The 14,734-nt window shown below is 64.8% G+C and carries 15 protein-coding genes; 5 read left to right on the forward strand and 10 right to left on the reverse strand.

Features of this window, described 5'->3' with window-relative positions:
* Positions 1-6 precede the first annotated feature (6 nt).
* Entirely contained in the window at positions 7-1,077 is a 1,071-nt protein-coding gene (locus AAFG13_RS23475; protein ID WP_342708358.1) for a histidine kinase, read from the reverse strand.
* 272 nt (positions 1,078-1,349) lie between these two features.
* Here AAFG13_RS23475 and AAFG13_RS23480 point away from each other — a divergent pair, with 272 nt between their 5' ends.
* The gene (locus tag AAFG13_RS23480; RefSeq protein WP_342708359.1) at positions 1,350-1,625 is read left to right on the forward strand and encodes a hypothetical protein; all 276 of its coding nucleotides are present in this window, start codon (positions 1,350-1,352) and stop codon (positions 1,623-1,625) included.
* A 56-nt stretch (positions 1,626-1,681) separates the two neighbouring features.
* Here AAFG13_RS23480 and AAFG13_RS23485 read toward each other — a convergent pair whose 3' ends face one another.
* From AAFG13_RS23485 to AAFG13_RS23495, 3 genes are read right to left on the reverse strand one after another with little or no spacing between them, the layout of a single operon-like run.
* Positions 1,682-3,043, reverse strand: a complete 1,362-nt coding sequence (locus tag AAFG13_RS23485; RefSeq protein ID WP_212316967.1) for a hypothetical protein — start codon at positions 3,041-3,043, stop codon at positions 1,682-1,684.
* 33 nt (positions 3,044-3,076) lie between these two features.
* Complete coding sequence (locus AAFG13_RS23490; protein WP_212316965.1) at positions 3,077-4,234, reverse strand: hypothetical protein; 1,158 nt, start codon at positions 4,232-4,234, stop codon at positions 3,077-3,079.
* 55 nt (positions 4,235-4,289) lie between these two features.
* Positions 4,290-5,243 carry an alginate lyase family protein gene (locus tag AAFG13_RS23495; protein WP_342708360.1) on the reverse strand — a complete coding sequence of 318 codons (954 nt, stop codon included), beginning with the start codon at positions 5,241-5,243 and terminating at the stop codon, positions 4,290-4,292.
* A 250-nt stretch (positions 5,244-5,493) separates the two neighbouring features.
* Here AAFG13_RS23495 and AAFG13_RS23500 point away from each other — a divergent pair, with 250 nt between their 5' ends.
* The 4 genes from AAFG13_RS23500 to AAFG13_RS23515 are packed head-to-tail and all read left to right on the forward strand — an operon-like array spanning position 5,494 to position 8,111.
* A complete protein-coding gene (locus AAFG13_RS23500) occupies positions 5,494-5,946 on the forward strand; it encodes a MarR family transcriptional regulator (protein ID WP_212316961.1) in 453 nt (150 codons plus the stop codon).
* 41 nt (positions 5,947-5,987) lie between these two features.
* Positions 5,988-6,563, forward strand: coding sequence for an isochorismatase family protein (locus tag AAFG13_RS23505; protein WP_342708361.1), 576 nt, complete (start codon positions 5,988-5,990; stop codon positions 6,561-6,563).
* Positions 6,550-6,879, forward strand: coding sequence for a hypothetical protein (locus tag AAFG13_RS23510; protein ID WP_342708362.1), 330 nt, complete (start codon positions 6,550-6,552; stop codon positions 6,877-6,879). Before AAFG13_RS23505 ends, AAFG13_RS23510 begins: the two co-directional genes overlap by 14 nt.
* Positions 6,876-8,111 carry an MFS transporter gene (locus AAFG13_RS23515; RefSeq protein ID WP_212316956.1) on the forward strand — a complete coding sequence of 412 codons (1,236 nt, stop codon included), beginning with the start codon at positions 6,876-6,878 and terminating at the stop codon, positions 8,109-8,111. Before AAFG13_RS23510 ends, AAFG13_RS23515 begins: the two co-directional genes overlap by 4 nt.
* Positions 8,112-8,147: 36 nt before the next feature.
* Here the strand turns inward: AAFG13_RS23515 and AAFG13_RS23520 are convergent, their stop codons facing one another.
* The 6 genes from AAFG13_RS23520 to AAFG13_RS23545 form a co-directional block, all read right to left on the reverse strand.
* Entirely contained in the window at positions 8,148-9,365 is a 1,218-nt protein-coding gene (locus tag AAFG13_RS23520; protein WP_342708363.1) for an acyl-CoA dehydrogenase family protein, read from the reverse strand.
* A gap of 90 nt (positions 9,366-9,455) precedes the next feature.
* Positions 9,456-9,884 carry a TIGR01841 family phasin gene (gene phaP / locus AAFG13_RS23525; RefSeq protein ID WP_143046799.1) on the reverse strand — a complete coding sequence of 143 codons (429 nt, stop codon included), beginning with the start codon at positions 9,882-9,884 and terminating at the stop codon, positions 9,456-9,458.
* Positions 9,885-9,907: 23 nt separating this feature from the next.
* The gene (gene phaZ, locus AAFG13_RS23530; protein WP_249132077.1) at positions 9,908-10,858 is read right to left on the reverse strand and encodes a poly(3-hydroxyalkanoate) depolymerase; all 951 of its coding nucleotides are present in this window, start codon (positions 10,856-10,858) and stop codon (positions 9,908-9,910) included.
* On the reverse strand, positions 10,851-12,554 hold the full coding sequence (locus AAFG13_RS23535; protein WP_342708364.1) for an alpha/beta fold hydrolase: 1,704 nt from the start codon (positions 12,552-12,554) through the stop codon (positions 10,851-10,853). Before AAFG13_RS23535 ends, phaZ begins: the two co-directional genes overlap by 8 nt.
* A complete protein-coding gene (locus AAFG13_RS23540) occupies positions 12,551-13,027 on the reverse strand; it encodes a MaoC family dehydratase (RefSeq protein WP_342708365.1) in 477 nt (158 codons plus the stop codon). Before AAFG13_RS23540 ends, AAFG13_RS23535 begins: the two co-directional genes overlap by 4 nt.
* A gap of 42 nt (positions 13,028-13,069) precedes the next feature.
* The gene (locus tag AAFG13_RS23545) at positions 13,070-14,722 is read right to left on the reverse strand and encodes a fatty acid--CoA ligase (RefSeq protein ID WP_212316952.1); all 1,653 of its coding nucleotides are present in this window, start codon (positions 14,720-14,722) and stop codon (positions 13,070-13,072) included.
* Positions 14,723-14,734 lie beyond the last annotated feature (12 nt).

Consider the following 14,734-nt stretch of genomic DNA (forward strand, 5'->3'; position numbering starts at 1 on the left):
ACGACATCAATCGGCCAGCAGGCCGGCAGATGCTGCCGGCGGCACCGCCACGGGGAGCGATATCCGGACCAGCGTTCCCTGTCCGGGCGCGCTCTCCACCGCGCAGCTTCCGCCGACGAGTTCAGCAAATTCGGTCATCCCGATCAATCCGAAATGTCCGGGAGTGGGCACCGCGAGATCGAAGCCGCGGCCGTCGTCGCGGATCTCGACAACGAGCTTGCGACCGACCGCAGCCGGCGCTTCGAAGGCGTGAAAGGAGACACGGCGTGCCTTCGCATGTGCCTGAACGTTGCGCAATGCCTCGCTGAGGATGCGTTGAACCGTCAAGCCGCAATCGCGCAAGCCGGGACGCGCCTCTTCGTCGATCTGGATCGACACCCTGACGCCGCTGCGCGCGGCGAAGTCGCTGAGCAGTCCCTCGACATCGGGATCAAGCTTCAAATCGTCGGGCGTGCGCAGGCGATCGATGGCCTCGCGGGCGCGCGAGAGGCCGCTCGCTGCGGCGTCTTCGGCGGTCGCAAGGCTGTCCGCCACGCGCGCCGGGTCGGCCGACAGATAATGCCTGATCAGCCGGATCTGGGTCAGCAGCGCCACGATCGAATGCACCAGCGTATCGTGCAGATCGCGCGCCAGCCGCAGCCGCGTCCGCGCCAGCGAGGCAAAGCGCACTTCCGCGCTTGCCGCCTCGAGCTGCTGCTCCATCAGGCGGCGGGCCCGGCGCTCGCTGCCGAGCAGCGTTTCGACCTGACGTCCCGCGAAGTCCGGCATGGCGATGACGAAGTAATGCGCCTGCGCGCCGTTCCACAGCACGACCGCCGTCATCGGCTGCGCGATGTCAGGCGAGGCACCGCGGACACCGGCCAGCGCGATCATATCCCGCTGGCCTCCGGCAAGCGCCGCGAGCTCGGCCTCCATGCCGACCAGCAGCATGCATTCGCAACAATCGACGCCGATCGCGGGAAGCCATTCGACCAGCCGCCCGATCTTCCGCTGCATGCTTCGGTCGGCACCGATGACGGCGAGACCGATGACGTCGGCTCCTGCGGCCGCAAGCAAATCCGCGCTCAAATCGATCATGCGTTGCCCATCAACTCAGCGAGCAGCCCACTCTGGCGTAAGCCGGCAGCGGCCGCAAACGAATATGACTTTCGTCATAACTGATCCTGACTTTCGTCAGATGCCACTGCTGCTCGAAATGCGGTTCTGTCTTACGAATGAGCAACAGCGCAAGCCATGATGTGCCACATGCCGGCGTCCATGGCGATGCCGGCCGGGCGCCGCGCCTCGCGGAAGGTCGCGCCAGTCGGCCGGAGTGTGAGCTGACAATGAAGGCCGCGCCACGGAAATCGTTGGGTACCGAGCTCATGTTGGCGGAAGCGGAAAAGCCTGCGCGGCGCCGGCGCCTGAGCGCGACCCAGAAGCTGGCGTTGCAGGAAGCGCTCGCCGGCCGCCTGCAGCTCTACCCTCGCGGATATGCCGCGAGCAAGACCGGGCCGTTCCACTCGCGCCGCGCCATCCTCGGACTGGTGCGCGCCGGCCTGATGAGCCTCAGCGCGACCGCGCGCTATGCGGCCGTGACCCGGCGCGCACGGGACATGTATGCGGCACCGGCGACCAGCGAGTAGCCGCGACTATAGGTGCCAGCAGCGGCTCCGGTGCAGTCCGGCTTATACACGCTGGACTAATGTATTTCGGCCAGGCCCTGAATCTGAATAATCGAATCGTGAAGCTGCGCACCCGCTCCGAGGCGGATATATGCCCGTGACGGGATGTCCTGAATATCCGGCCCGACGATGGCGTGATGACCTGTGGCAGTGGGAAAGAAAAAGCCGACCGGTGCGCCCTTGTTCATGGAGATCATTGCTCCCCCGGTCCAAACCAGCCCGTCCTCATCGCTGCGCACGCCGGCCTCCGATGCACCGTCGACCTCGCAATTGGTGAACTGCACCTTGCCTCGTGTCCAGAATTCGTAGCGTGGTTGGCCCCATGCATGCACGTTCGCATAGAAATTGTGAGCAGAGCCGGTATCGCGCACGTTGGCGACCGAGGCATGAGCAACGACCATGTCGCTGAAATGGCTGTCGCCTGCCGAGTTGAGGATGCCGAACAGCGGCGCGCCATGCCGCATGATCGACGTCGTGTCCGCCGTGATCGTGCTGTGGTCGGCCATGAACTCCCAGACATTTGTGTACCAGCTTTTCGGGTTGGTCAGCGTGCCGTCCGGGTTGACGGCGATGGTCCCGAGATGCAGGCCCGCGATCCGGCTGTCGTTGTAATAGAGGTTGGCGTGATGGCCGGCATGACCGCCCTGGATGTCTGCGCCAAAGTCCGCTAGGCCGGAACCATCGATACCGAAGTCGAACAAGTTAGCCTGGTTGTGCTCACCGGCCGGTTCCTCTATCACCGCGCGCATCGGCGCCAATGCCACGAGCCACGATACGCCGCGGCCACCGCCACGCAGCGTGACCTGCTCCATGCCGAACGTGCCCCTCTCGCGGCCGCCCGGCAACGCGATGGTCGCGCCGACGCCACATACGCCGTGCGGCAGGCGCAGCTCACCGAGGTCCCATTGCGGGATCGAAGCGCCCGAGAAGATCGCATTGATCGCCGGTGCGTCGTCCGTGCCATAGGCAGCATAGCCGTCATGCGCATCAACCTCCGCTTGCGCCGGACGAGAGAGCTCGATCTGCGATTTGGATTCGACCTGCGCGATGCTGGCGGCCAGATTGGCGCCGCCCGCACCCGCACCGGCAACAACGATCAGCTTGCCAACATCGCCCGGCGCGAACCACGCATCAGGCACTGTCAACCGGGTGGAACCCGCGGCAATCGACATGCGATGCCATCTCAGCACCACCGTGTCACAGACCGCGCCGTAGTCGAGCACACTCGGCACGTCATGCAGCTTGTCACCGAGCCGACGCGCGGTCCGCGCGTTCTTGATGGTTACCGTATCGCCGGAGACGTCGGGCGCGGCGGCGAATGCAGGGAAAAGGGCGATCAAGGTGAGAGACAGCGTGAGAAGCCGAACAAGGCGCGCCATGGTCTGAATGCTCCGTGAGCTTGTTGGAGGCCGTCAGTGCAGCAAGCGGGCGTCGGTCGCCGATCGCCCGGCTTTCGTGAGGCCGCCGCAGCGCCATATGCTGCTGGCCGGCACGGAGCCGGCTCCGGGAGTGCTGTTCCACGCAAAATAGAGCAGACCGGCAACACTGCCTGCGCGGGCATAGGGGCGGAAATCGCCCATGATCTCCTCGACAAGCTGCGCGCTTTGGTCGTCATCGATCGGGCAACTCGTGGCCTTGTTGTCGATTCCCCATTCGGTGATCCAGCATGGCTTTCCATCGCGACTTCCCGGGGGGCGGCAATCGGTCAGATCGTATTTGGCGATGCGCTGTTCCCTCACCGCCGGTGCATTGACGATCGCATGCGTCGTGTCGGGATAGATGTGAACGGCATAGGCATCGACCAGACTGTCGAGGCCGTGCGCACGCAGATAGCTCAAGGTGGTATGGATGCCGACGATGTCGCCCTTTGCCCAACCCGGCAGGAAGCCATCATCCTGGTCATAGGTTCCGAGCCCCGCCGTCGTGATTGGGGTGCTGCGATTCAGCTTCGAATGGTCGCGGAGCTCCTTCAAGACACCGAGCATCTTCAGATACTGGCGAAATCCGCGCGCAACGCGCCGACCTTGCGGGTCCTTGTCGAGGTCCAGCAGGCTGAGCTGGCGCGCCCGGCCCGCAGGCTTGGCGAATTCCGGATTGGTCCCCGACAGGTTGATCTCGTTGCCGAGTTCGAAGGCTGCCAGCACAACTCCCTTTGCCTCCAGCCGATCAAGGATCGGCTGGAGTGTGGCGCGGAAACGTGCCGGGTCGGCGGCGGAAAGCGGCGTCGTCCCGAATGAATCGTAACCGCCGAAATGATAGATCAGCCACTCGATCCTGATGCCGCGTTGCCAGGCGCGCTCGGCGTAGTCGAAGCCCTTGTCGTCAAGGGTGATCGACGCGCGGATCGTCGACACGCCGGCTGCGTGGATGGCATCCAGCATCGCATCCTGATCCGCCACGCTGAGGACGTAGGGATTGATCACATTGACGCCGGCAACGACACCTGCTGCCTGAGCGGACAGGATTGGCGAGAGAAAGCCGAAGCTAGCGATACTCATCGTCCCACAGCGTCGAACGCGTCTTGCGACGAGCGACGCCCACACGCGCATCGGGAAACGATAGAAGCGCATCCTAAATGCTCCAGCAATTGGCGATCGATCGATAGCTCTCGCCGGTTTCGGCCATCTAGTTTGGCAAACCAGCACTCCACGCGGCCGTCACGTTGCCGCCAAGCCTCGGATTATTCAAAGGCCTTCTGGAGCTGAGAATTGTCGGCAAGCGCGGATCGTGAAACCGGGCGTAATACGGCTCCATCCAGGCTAGGTCTCCCTGAAACGTCCAGGGGAAAAGCTGCTGCGGAACGTTGGTGAGAGCGCCGAAGCTGCGCTCGTCCTGCACCGCGCGAACGATCAGGTCGGCGAGCCGACGGATCGCTCCATTGTTCTCCGCGTAGAGGTCGACCTTCCGGCGGCTGGCGAGTTCGGCGCAGAACACCAGCGGGATCAGCGCAAAGTTGTGGTAGTGCAGCGCGCGCTCGCCACGCTTCAACTCGCGCTCCAATTCGCCGTGGGCGCCGATGTCCCTGATGCCCTGGCGCGCCCGGGAAATGCCGGCATCGACCAGATCACCGCGATCCGTCAGGGTGCCGATCGACATCAGATCGAGCCCGGCCCAATAGACCAGATTGTTGTCGAGGTGATTGATGCGATCGGCATCGCGGGTTTCCTCGGCGATCCGGATCAGCCACGGCTTGACCTGCGGGAATCGATGATCGGCCTCGATGGACGCGTTGGGGAAGCGCAGCAACGCCAGCGCGAAATCGGTCCCGGCCCAGGAGCGTTCGAAATCGCCCTGATAATTCGCGCCTGTTGTCAGCAGCGCACTTCCGCTGGCCCAGCCTGCGAGCAAGTCCATGACGCAATCCAGATCGCGTTCATCGGCGGCCTTGTTGACCTGCGCAATGAATGCATGCAGCGGCTTGATCGCTTCCGCGTAACCGCCTGCATCCCGGTAGAAGCCGGGCGGATCGACCGATGTCAGCGCCGGTGGCGCCTCGCAGGTCCGGGCCGCTGCCGGCTGCGCGAGGCAAGCAAGGACGATCGATACGCCGATCGCCGTGAAACGAACATCAAGCTTCATTCCAAACAACTCCGCGAGCCACCGCGGGGACGACACGCCACGTCGTGGGCGCAGCGCAGTCATCGACAAACGCGCGCAACATGACAACCAAATCTAATGTGATGCGCACCAGAACCGAGTTCAGCTGCGGTTCAGATTTTGAAGCATCGACCAACAATGCTGTGTCGCGCGCTGACGATCACGGGAATATGAAGGTAATCTGCGAAGACAATCTTTACAGTTTATCTTCATATATGCCAGGGTGATCGGCATGAACAATTCAGCGGCCCGTACCGGATCAGCGCGCACATCGGCGCTCGCCGAGGATCTTCGTTTGTTGATCGGAACGCTGAAGCGCCGGCTGCGCGAGCAGGGCCAGCGTGAGGATCTTCCGCCGTCCCAGGTCGCGGTGCTGCTGCGCCTCGAAAAGAACGGTCCCGCGACCGTGTCCAGCCTGGCGCGGTCCGAAGGCATGCGTCCGCAGTCGATGAGCTCGGCGATATCGGCGCTCGAGGCCGCGGGCCTGGTCCGCGGCGCGCCCGATCCGGACGACGGCCGGCAAACCATCATGTCGCTCACCGATACCTGCCGCGAGCGGCTGCGCACCGGCCGCGCCGCGCGGCAGGACTGGCTGTCGCGCACCATCGCCGCGCGGTTGTCGGCACGGGAGCAGGACGAACTCGCCGCCGCCGTCGGCCTGCTGAAACGGCTGGTCGCGGATTGATGCCGGCCGCGCCGCGCCAATTGTGAGAACAGGAAGCGATCATGGCTCTGACGACGCTCGATCCGATCACCGCCCTTATTGTCGTCGATCTGCAATCAGGGCTCGTCGGCGCACCGTTCGTGCATCCGTTCGCAGACGTCGTGGTTCGCGCCTGCGCCCTCATCAGCGCGTTTCGACGACGTGGATTGCCGATCGTGCTGGTCAATGTCGACGGCACGGCACCCGGACGAACCGAACGGCCGCGCCACAGCGGACAGTTTCGCGACGGCTGGACCGACTTGATTCCGGAGCTCAATCGGCAACCGGGCGACATCGTCGTGACCAAGCGGACATGGGGCGCGTTCGCCAGCACCGATCTCGAGAAGCAGTTGCGCGCCCGCGGCGTCACGCAGGTCGTGGTCGCCGGCGTTGCGACCGGCACCGGCGTCGAATCCACGGCGCGGCAGGCCTATGAGGCCGGCTTCAACGTCACGCTTGCGATCGACGCCATGACCGATGCGCGGCCGAACGCACATGACTACAGCATCGAACAGGTGTTCCCGCGGCTCGGCGAAACCGGCTCGACGCAGGCGATCATCGATCTGCTTGAAAGGACCAACGCGCATGAATTGGCTTGACCTCGTCGCCTATTTCTTCGGCGGCGCCTTCCTCACCAACGCGATTCCGCACGTCGTCGCCGGCATGATGGGCGAGCCGTTCCAGAGCCCGTTCGCAAAGCCGCCCGGCGAGGGTCTGTCGTCGTCGACCGTCAACATCGTGTGGGGCTTCTTCAACCTCGCGGTCGGATATCTGCTGGTTTGCCGCGTCGGCGACTTCGGCTTGAGAACGACAAGCGACGTTGCAGCGCTCGGTCTCGGCGGCCTCCTGATCGGTCTGATCCTGGCGCGGCGATTCGGACGGTTTCACGGCGGGAATGAACCGCAGAGAACATGAGACGCGTCTTTCGATCACTCGCAAGCTTCAACTACCGGGTCTGGGCGGCCGGCGCGCTGGTGTCCAACATCGGCACCTGGATGCAGCGGGCCGCCCAGGACTGGCTGGTTCTCACCCAGCTCACACAACATAGCGCATCCGCCGTCGGCATCGTGATGGCGCTGCAATTCGGCCCGCAGCTGCTACTGATGCCGTGGAGCGGCTTTGCCGCCGATCATTTCAACCAGCGCAAGCTGCTGATAGCGACCCAGGCGACGATGGGCGTGCTCGCGCTGGTCCTCGGGATTCTCACCGTCACCGGACTGGTGCAACTCTGGCATGTCTATGTATTCGCGTTCCTGTTCGGCTGCGCGGCAGCGCTCGACGCGCCGGTGCGCCAGACCTTCGTGGCCGAGCTGGTCAGCGACACCAACCTGTCGAACGCGATCGCGCTGAATTCGACCTCGTTCAATGCCGCGCGCATGATCGGCCCCGCCGTCGCCGGCCTGATCATCGCCTCCGTCGGCACCGGCTGGGCGTTCCTGTTCAACGGCGCATCGTTCCTGGCGGTGCTGACCTCGCTGACCCTGCTGCGCACCTCCGAGTTGCGCCCGAACGCGCGGGCGCATCCCACCAAGGGCAGCGTCATGCAGGGTTTTCACTATGTGTGGTCCCGCCCCGATCTCCGGGCGACGCTGATCATGCTGTTCCTGATCGGCACCTTCGGGCTGAACTTTCCGATCTTCATCTCCACCATGGCGGTTGGCGTGTTCCACACCGATGCGCGCGGCTTCGGCCTGCTGTCCTCGGTGATGGCGCTCGGCACGATGTCGGGCGCGCTGCTCGCCGCGAGCCGCGACCAGCCGCGGTTCTCCTCGCTGATGCTGGGCTCGGCGATCTTTGGCCTCGGCTGCACGCTCGCCGCCCTGGCGCCGAGCTATTGGCTGTTCGCCGCCGCGCTGGTCGTGATCGGCGTCGCCGCGCTGACCGTCGCCAACACCTCGAACGCGCTGATGCAGCTCGCGACCGAGCCCGCGATGCGCGGCCGCGTGATGGCGCTGCGGCTCGGCGTGGCGCTGGGCGGCACGCCGATCGGCGCACCGATCGTCGGCTGGGTCGCCGATCACCTCGGCCCGCGCTGGGCACTCGGGGTCGGCGCCGCCGCCGGCTTTGCCGCCGCACTCGTTGCCCTCGGCATGCTGTCGCGGACAACCGCCGAAGCCGGCCATGGCAGTCTGCCCCCGGCGGAGTGAGCCAGGTCTCCTTCGACGGCGTGACTGCGCCGCGCCTCAGACGAAGGCGCTCAGTCCCGTGATCGACTTGCCGACGATCAGGGTGTTCATCTCGCGGGTGCCCTCGTAGGAATAGATCGCCTCGGCATCGGCCACGAAGCGGCCGATATGATTCTCGAGCAGGATGCCGTTGCCGCCGAGCAGCTCGCGCGCATAGCCGACGGTCTCACGGCATTTGACGGTACAGAACGCCTTCGCCAGCGAGGCGTGCTCGTCCAGCATCACGCCTTCGTCCTGCATCTGTCCGAGCCGCAGCATCATCGCCTGCGTCGCGGTGACATTGCCGAGCATCCGGACCAGGAGATCCTGCACCAGCTGGAAGCCGCCGATCGGCCTGCCGAACTGCTGCCGCTCGGTTGCATAACGCAGCGCATGCTCATAGGCGCCCATCGCGCAGCCGACGGCAAACCACGCCACGCCGGTGCGGGTCATGCGCAGCACCTTGGCGGTGTCCTTGAAGGAGTTGGCGTTCTGCAGCCGGTCCGCCTCGGGCACGCGGCAGTCCTTCAGCGTGATCAGGCCGTTCTGCACCACGCGCAGCGCCATCTTGGTCTTGATCTTCTCGACCGAGAAACCGGGATTGTCCTTGGCCACGACAAAGCCCTTGACCTGGTTCGAGCCTTCCTCGCGCGCCCAGATCACGTTGATGTCCGCGAAGGTGGCGTTGCCGATCCACTTCTTCTGGCCGTTGAGAATCCAGACGTCACCCTCGCGCCGGCAGGTGGTCAGCATCCCGCCCGACGTCGCGGAGCCGACCAGCGGCTCCGTGAGACCAAACGAGCCGATCTTCTCGAAGCGCATCATCGCAGGCAGCCAGCGTTGCTTCTGGGTCTCGTCGCCGCACAGATAGATCGAGCCCGCCGAAAGTCCGGTGTGCACGCCCCAGAAGGTCGCGACCGAGGAATCGACCCGCGCCAGCTCCATCGCGACAAAGCCGTTCAGCAGCCAGCTGCCGCCGGCCGCGCCATAGCCCTGGTAGCCGACGCCGCCGATGCCGATCTCGGCCATGTCAGGGATGATCGCGAACGGAAATTCGTCGCGGCTCCAGAACTCCTCGATGATCGGCGCGACCACACCCTCGGTGAATGCGCGCACACGCCGCACCAGAGCGCGCTCCGTGTCGTTGAGGACGGTGGCAATGCCGTAGAAGTCGCCGTTGATCGGCGGCGGCGCGTAATCCGGCTTGGCTGACCGTGTCGCCTGCGCGTTAGCCATGGTGTCCTCCCTGATGCATGGCGATGCTTCGCCTTTGTCTCGCGCTCCCGACAGGACCGACGCCCTGCCGGGATTCGTCTCATCGTGACGTCAGGTTGGCTTGTTCGGGCGGACGCTGGCGCGGAACTCCTCAAAATTCTCCTTCATCCGGTCCTGGATGATCTTCACCGCTTCCGTGGTCGACTGCCGCGCCGTCGACGCGCTGTCCTGCGCGCCCTTGACCGCGATGTCGAATACCTTCCGCGCGAATTCGGTTTGCAGAGCGAGGTTCTCATGAATCTTGCCGAGCGGCTTGTACTCGCGCGCCAAGGTCGAGGCCTCGCGCAAGCCCGCCTCAATCACCTCGCGCTGCTTCTGCGCCACCGATTGCGCGCCCTGGGCCGCAACCTTCGCGCTCTGGCCGAGCGCCTCGAGGTTCTTCTTCTGGGCTTGCAGCAATTCGTCGACGTTCAGCTTCGGCAGACCGAGATCACTGCCGAACTTGCGCAGCATATCGATGTAAGAGGTATTGTCGGTCACGATATCCTCCCTGGTTGCTGTGTTTAGGGCTTCTGCTGTCCGCCTCCGGACGTTGGAACGAGATCCCTGAAGTAACTCGTCGTGCGCGAGAGCAGGGATGACGACGCGGCCTGACGGCTCTCGTCAGCCAGAAACGCTTCGATCAAGTCGGCGGTTTCCTTTGGCCGCGTCACCATGAACAGATGTCCGTCGTCGATCAGGCGCAGCTCGGCGTTCGGGATCAGGCTCGCCATGATCTGACCGTTGACCGGAGGGACCAGCGGATCGTCGCTGCCCATCAGGATCAGCGTCGGCTGCGGCAGCGACCAGAGCCAGGGCAGGCTAGTCCAGCCGGTCATCGCGAGCAGCTGATAGAGGTAACCCATGCTGCGCGCGCCGTGCATCGCGGCGGCATGCCGGCCGATCAAGGACGGATCGTCGCGAAACGCCCCGCCATAGATGTCGGCGGCGATCGCTTTCATGTAGCCCTTGTCGGTGTAGCGGCGCGGCGTCGCCATTTTCCACAGCACCGACGGGCTTGCCGGCACCATGGTGAAACCAGGCGCGGTCGCGGCAAGCACCAGGCGGCGGCAGCGCTTTGGAAACTGATGCGCGAATTGCTGCGCGATGCCACCGCCCCAGGACACGCCGGCGACATCGACCTCGGCGCAGCCCAGCTCCGCAACGAGCCCGGCGGCGAGCCGCGCCAGGGTCGACGGACGATACGGCCATGCCGGCCTTGGCGATCCGCCGACCCCGGGCACGTCGAAGATGATGGCGGTGGTGCCGGTCAGCGCGTCGAGGAACGGCTTCGCCAGCTCCCAATTAGCGCCGATGCCATTGAACAGCAGTAATGGCGGCCGGCTGCCGCCGCCATGCCGGATCGCGACCTGAAGCAACTGGCCGTCGATCGTGATTTGCCGCGTCTCGATGGTGCCGGGCTGCGTTACCGCCGCCGGCCGAGCCTCGTCAGCGCTGGTGAGATCGTCAGTCAAAGACGTAGGTCCCCGGTGCCGCGCCAAGGGATGGATAGCGCGCGCTGCCGAGCGAGGCCGGCGCCGCCACCTCGTCGCCCGAACGCGCCTGCAGCCAGTCGCGCCAGTCGAGCCACCAGCTGCCCTTGCGCTTTTCGGCCGAGGCCATGAACGCATCGGGCTTGTCCGTGGAGATCGGCCCGATCATGAAAGACGCCTTCGGATTGCTCGGCGGATTGAGCAGGCTCTGCAGGTGCCCGCTGTTCGACAGCACGAAGGTGGTGCCCTCGCCCATGATCTGCGCGGTCTTGTAGACGCCCTTCCACGGCGTGATGTGGTCGGTCACCCCTGCGACGACGTAGCTATCGGCCTTGACCTTGCTCATGTCGATGGTCTTGTCGTTCAGCGTCAGCTTGCCGGCGTTGACGAACGGGTTGGAGAAATAGAGATCGAGATAGTCGCCGTGCAGCGCCGCCGGCAGGCGGGTCGTGTCGGCGTTCCAATAGAGAATGTCGAAGGCCGGTGGCTGATTGCCGAGCAGGTAGTTGTTGACCCAGTAGTTCCAGATCAGGTCGTTGGGCCGCATCCAGGCGAACATCCGCGCCAGGTCGTGGCCATCGACAATGCCGCGCAACTGCGACGTCGCCTTGGCCGCGCGCATGGTCTCCGGCGTCATCAGGCAGCCGAACGTGCTCTCCTCGGCCGAGTTCGGATCGAGCAGGCAGACCGCCAGCACCAGGTTCTTGATCTTCTTCTCAGTGGCGCTGCCGAGCGTGGCAAAATAGGCCGTCGAGGTGATGCCGCCGGAGCAGGATCCCATCATCGAGATGTCCGCGCTGCCGGAGATCTCGCGCGCCGCGTCGACCGCCTCGTCGAGCGCCGCGACATAGGTGTCGAGCCCCCAGTCGCGGTACGCCGCGGTCGGGTTGCGCCAGCTCACGGCAAAGACCTGGAAGCCGCTCTCGAGCAGGAAGCGGACCATGCTCTTGTCCGGCGACAGGTCGAGCGCGTAGTACTTGTTGATCTGCGGCGGCGTGATCAGCAGCGGCCGCTTCCTGACCGTCGGCGTCGTCGGGGTGTACTGGATCAACTCCAGCAGCTCGTTGCGGAAGATGACTGCGCCCGGCGTGATCGCAAGGTTCTCGCCGACTTTGAACGCGCTCATGTCGACCATCGACGGCATGCCGCGATTCTGCGTCAGATCGCCGATGTAGTTCTTCAGGCCGCTCCACAGGCTCTGCCCGCCGGTGTCGATGAACTTGCGGACTGCCGCCGGGTTGGTGAGCATCGTGTTGGTCGGCGCGACCGCATCGATCAGGATATCCGTGATCAGATGCGCGCGCTGCTTGTCGATGTCGCTGAGGCTGGTCTTATCGACCAGCCCGTTGACCGCCTCGCCCCACGCCAGATAGGCCTTGAGCAGGCCGGAGTGCAGCGAGCTCTCCTTCCAGGTCGGATCGGCAAACCGCTTGTCGCCTGCCTTCGGCGCGCGCTCGGACTTGCCGGCGGCGATCGAGCCGAGCTCGCCGACGAAAGACAGCCACTGCTCGGTCGCGACCTTCGGCTCGTTGATGACCGCCTTGAACAGGATGCCGGCGCCCTCGACCAGGTCCTGGCCCTGGATGCCGACCAGCGGATTGAGCGCCAGCGTGTTGCGCGACGCCGCCTCGGACATGTCAGACGCCGAGGACTCCGGGCTGCGATTTTCCGTGCTCATTGCTTTGCTCCCGCCGCGGGGATCAGAAGGGCCAGCGTTTCGGCGATCAGCGCCGGCTTCTCGGAGCCTTCGACCTCCAGCGTGTTCAGGGTTTTCATGATCACCTGGCCACTGTCCCGCGGCTCGATGCCGGACAGCACGACCCGCAGCCGCACCCGCGCACCTGATGGCACCGGCGCCAGGAAGCGCACCTTGTCGACGCCGTAGTTCAGCCCGGCGGCCGCATCGCGCGGGATGATGCCGACCTGCATCGCCAGCGGCGCCACCATCGCGAGCGTCAGATAGCCATGCGCGATCGGACCGCGGAACGGGCTCTCCCGTTTCGCGCGTTCGACATCGACGTGAATCCATTGATGGTCGCCGGTGCAGGCCGCAAAATTGTCGATACGCTGCTGATCGATCGCGACCCAGTCGGAAAGTCCGAGCTCCTTGCCAACGTGCTCGCCGAGGCCGGCAAGTGTGAGGTTGCTCATGACATCGTCCTCCACGATCTTTTCTCGACTGCACCCGACCCGTCACATGTCGCCGTACAGCTCGCGCAGCTCCTTCTTGTTGATCTTGCCGACGCTGGTCTTGGGAATGCTGTCGATGAACAGGATCTTGCCGGGGATGCCGTATTTCGAGATCACGCCCTTGTCGGCGAACAGCTTGAGATGGTCCTTGATGGCCTCGTCGCTGAGGCCGTCGGCACCGGACGGTTTCTTGACCACCAGCGCGAGCGGCCGCTCGCCCCATTTCTCGTCCTTGACGCCGATCACCGCGGCCTCGGCCACGCCGGCGCATTGCGAGATCAGATCCTCGATCTGCAGCGAGGAGACCCATTCGCCGCCGGTCTTGATCACATCCTTGATTCGGTCGGTGATCTGGACGTAGCCGCCCGGGCTGACCACGGCGATATCGCTGGTGTGCAGATAGCCGCCCTCCCAGAGCTGCTCCGAGCCTTCAGGATTGTTGAAGTAGCCCTGGGTGAGCCAGGGCGCCCGCAGCACGATCTCGCCGGGCGACTTGCCGTCATGCGGCACGTCCTTCATGTCGGGATCGACGATGCGGAGGTCGACCAGCGGGCCGGCCATGCCGGCGCGGGTGCGGAATTCGACCTCGCCGTCAGGATCGCCGCTGAGATCCCTGGATTGGACATGGGAGACCGCGGCAAGCGGGCCGGTCTCCGACATGCCGTAACCCGCGAAGATGTCGATGCCGGCCTCCATCGCCTGCTTGGCGAGCGCCTTCGGTAACGCAGAGCCGCCGATCACCATCTTGAGGCCCTTGAGATCGACCTTGGCCGCAGCGGCGGCGTTGAGCAGCATCTGCAGGATGGTCGGCACGCCGTGAGTGAAGGTGACGCCTTCGCTCTTGATCAGCTTGACCAGCATCGCCGGCTCGTAGCGGCCGGGATAGACCTGCTTGGTGCCGGCCAGCGTCGCCGACCATGGAAAGCCCCAGGCGTGAACGTGGAACATCGGTGTGATCGGCATGTAGACGTCGTCGCGCGAGAAGCGCCCCTGCGACCCGGCCATGCCGAACAGCGCAAGCCCGGCGATCGTGTGCAGCACGAGCTGGCGATGGCTGTAATAGACCCCCTTCGGCAGACCGGTCGTCCCTGTCGTGTAGAAGGTGGTGGCCTGGGTGTTCTCGTCGAAATCGGGAAAGTCGTAGTCCGGCGAGGCCGCCGCAAGCAGGCCCTCATACTCGCCGATGAAGGACAGGCTGCCGGTCTGCGGCGACGGCTTGTCCGACATTACGATCATCCGCTTGACATTGGGCAGCTGCGCCTTGATGCCTTCCAGCAATCCGACGAACTCTTCATTGACGAGCAGCGTCGATGCGCCGGCGTGATCGATCGTGTAGGCGATCTGCTCCGGCGACAGGCGGACGTTCACCGTCTGCAGCACAGCGCCCATCATCGGGATCGCGAAGAAGGCTTCGAGGAAGCGATGGCTGTCCCATTCGAGCACGCCGACGGTGTCGCCGGGCTCGACGCCGGCCTTGCTGAGCGCCGAGGCGAGACGGCCGATCCGCTCTCGGGTCTGTCGATAGGTCTGGCGCTTGAGATCGCGATAGACGATCTCCTGGTCCGGCGCCTGGACGCTCGGCGTGTGCCAAAGCTGCTTGAAGATGAGCGGATAGTGATAGGCGGATTGGGCAGTCTGAATCAGCCTTCCAACCATGGAAGCCTCCCT

It is taken from the genome of Bradyrhizobium sp. B124 (assembly GCF_038967635.1).
In the GTDB taxonomy this organism is placed as follows: domain Bacteria; phylum Pseudomonadota; class Alphaproteobacteria; order Rhizobiales; family Xanthobacteraceae; genus Bradyrhizobium.

What these genes read in the sequence shown, in the direction of transcription:
- AAFG13_RS23475 (WP_342708358.1), bottom strand. Translation starts at nt 1,077, where the DNA reads ATGATCGATTTGAGCGCGGATTTGCTTGCGGCCGCAGGAGCCGACGTC.
- AAFG13_RS23485 (WP_212316967.1), bottom strand. Translation starts at nt 3,043, where the DNA reads ATGGCGCGCCTTGTTCGGCTTCTCACGCTGTCTCTCACCTTGATCGCC.
- AAFG13_RS23490 (WP_212316965.1), bottom strand. Translation starts at nt 4,234, where the DNA reads ATGCGCTTCTATCGTTTCCCGATGCGCGTGTGGGCGTCGCTCGTCGCA.
- AAFG13_RS23495 (WP_342708360.1), bottom strand. Translation starts at nt 5,243, where the DNA reads ATGAAGCTTGATGTTCGTTTCACGGCGATCGGCGTATCGATCGTCCTT.
- AAFG13_RS23500 (WP_212316961.1), top strand. Translation starts at nt 5,494, where the DNA reads ATGAACAATTCAGCGGCCCGTACCGGATCAGCGCGCACATCGGCGCTC.
- AAFG13_RS23505 (WP_342708361.1), top strand. Translation starts at nt 5,988, where the DNA reads ATGGCTCTGACGACGCTCGATCCGATCACCGCCCTTATTGTCGTCGAT.
- AAFG13_RS23510 (WP_342708362.1), top strand. Translation starts at nt 6,550, where the DNA reads ATGAATTGGCTTGACCTCGTCGCCTATTTCTTCGGCGGCGCCTTCCTC.
- AAFG13_RS23515 (WP_212316956.1), top strand. Translation starts at nt 6,876, where the DNA reads ATGAGACGCGTCTTTCGATCACTCGCAAGCTTCAACTACCGGGTCTGG.
- AAFG13_RS23520 (WP_342708363.1), bottom strand. Translation starts at nt 9,365, where the DNA reads ATGGCTAACGCGCAGGCGACACGGTCAGCCAAGCCGGATTACGCGCCG.
- AAFG13_RS23535 (WP_342708364.1), bottom strand. Translation starts at nt 12,554, where the DNA reads ATGAGCACGGAAAATCGCAGCCCGGAGTCCTCGGCGTCTGACATGTCC.
- AAFG13_RS23540 (WP_342708365.1), bottom strand. Translation starts at nt 13,027, where the DNA reads ATGAGCAACCTCACACTTGCCGGCCTCGGCGAGCACGTTGGCAAGGAG.
- AAFG13_RS23545 (WP_212316952.1), bottom strand. Translation starts at nt 14,722, where the DNA reads ATGGTTGGAAGGCTGATTCAGACTGCCCAATCCGCCTATCACTATCCG.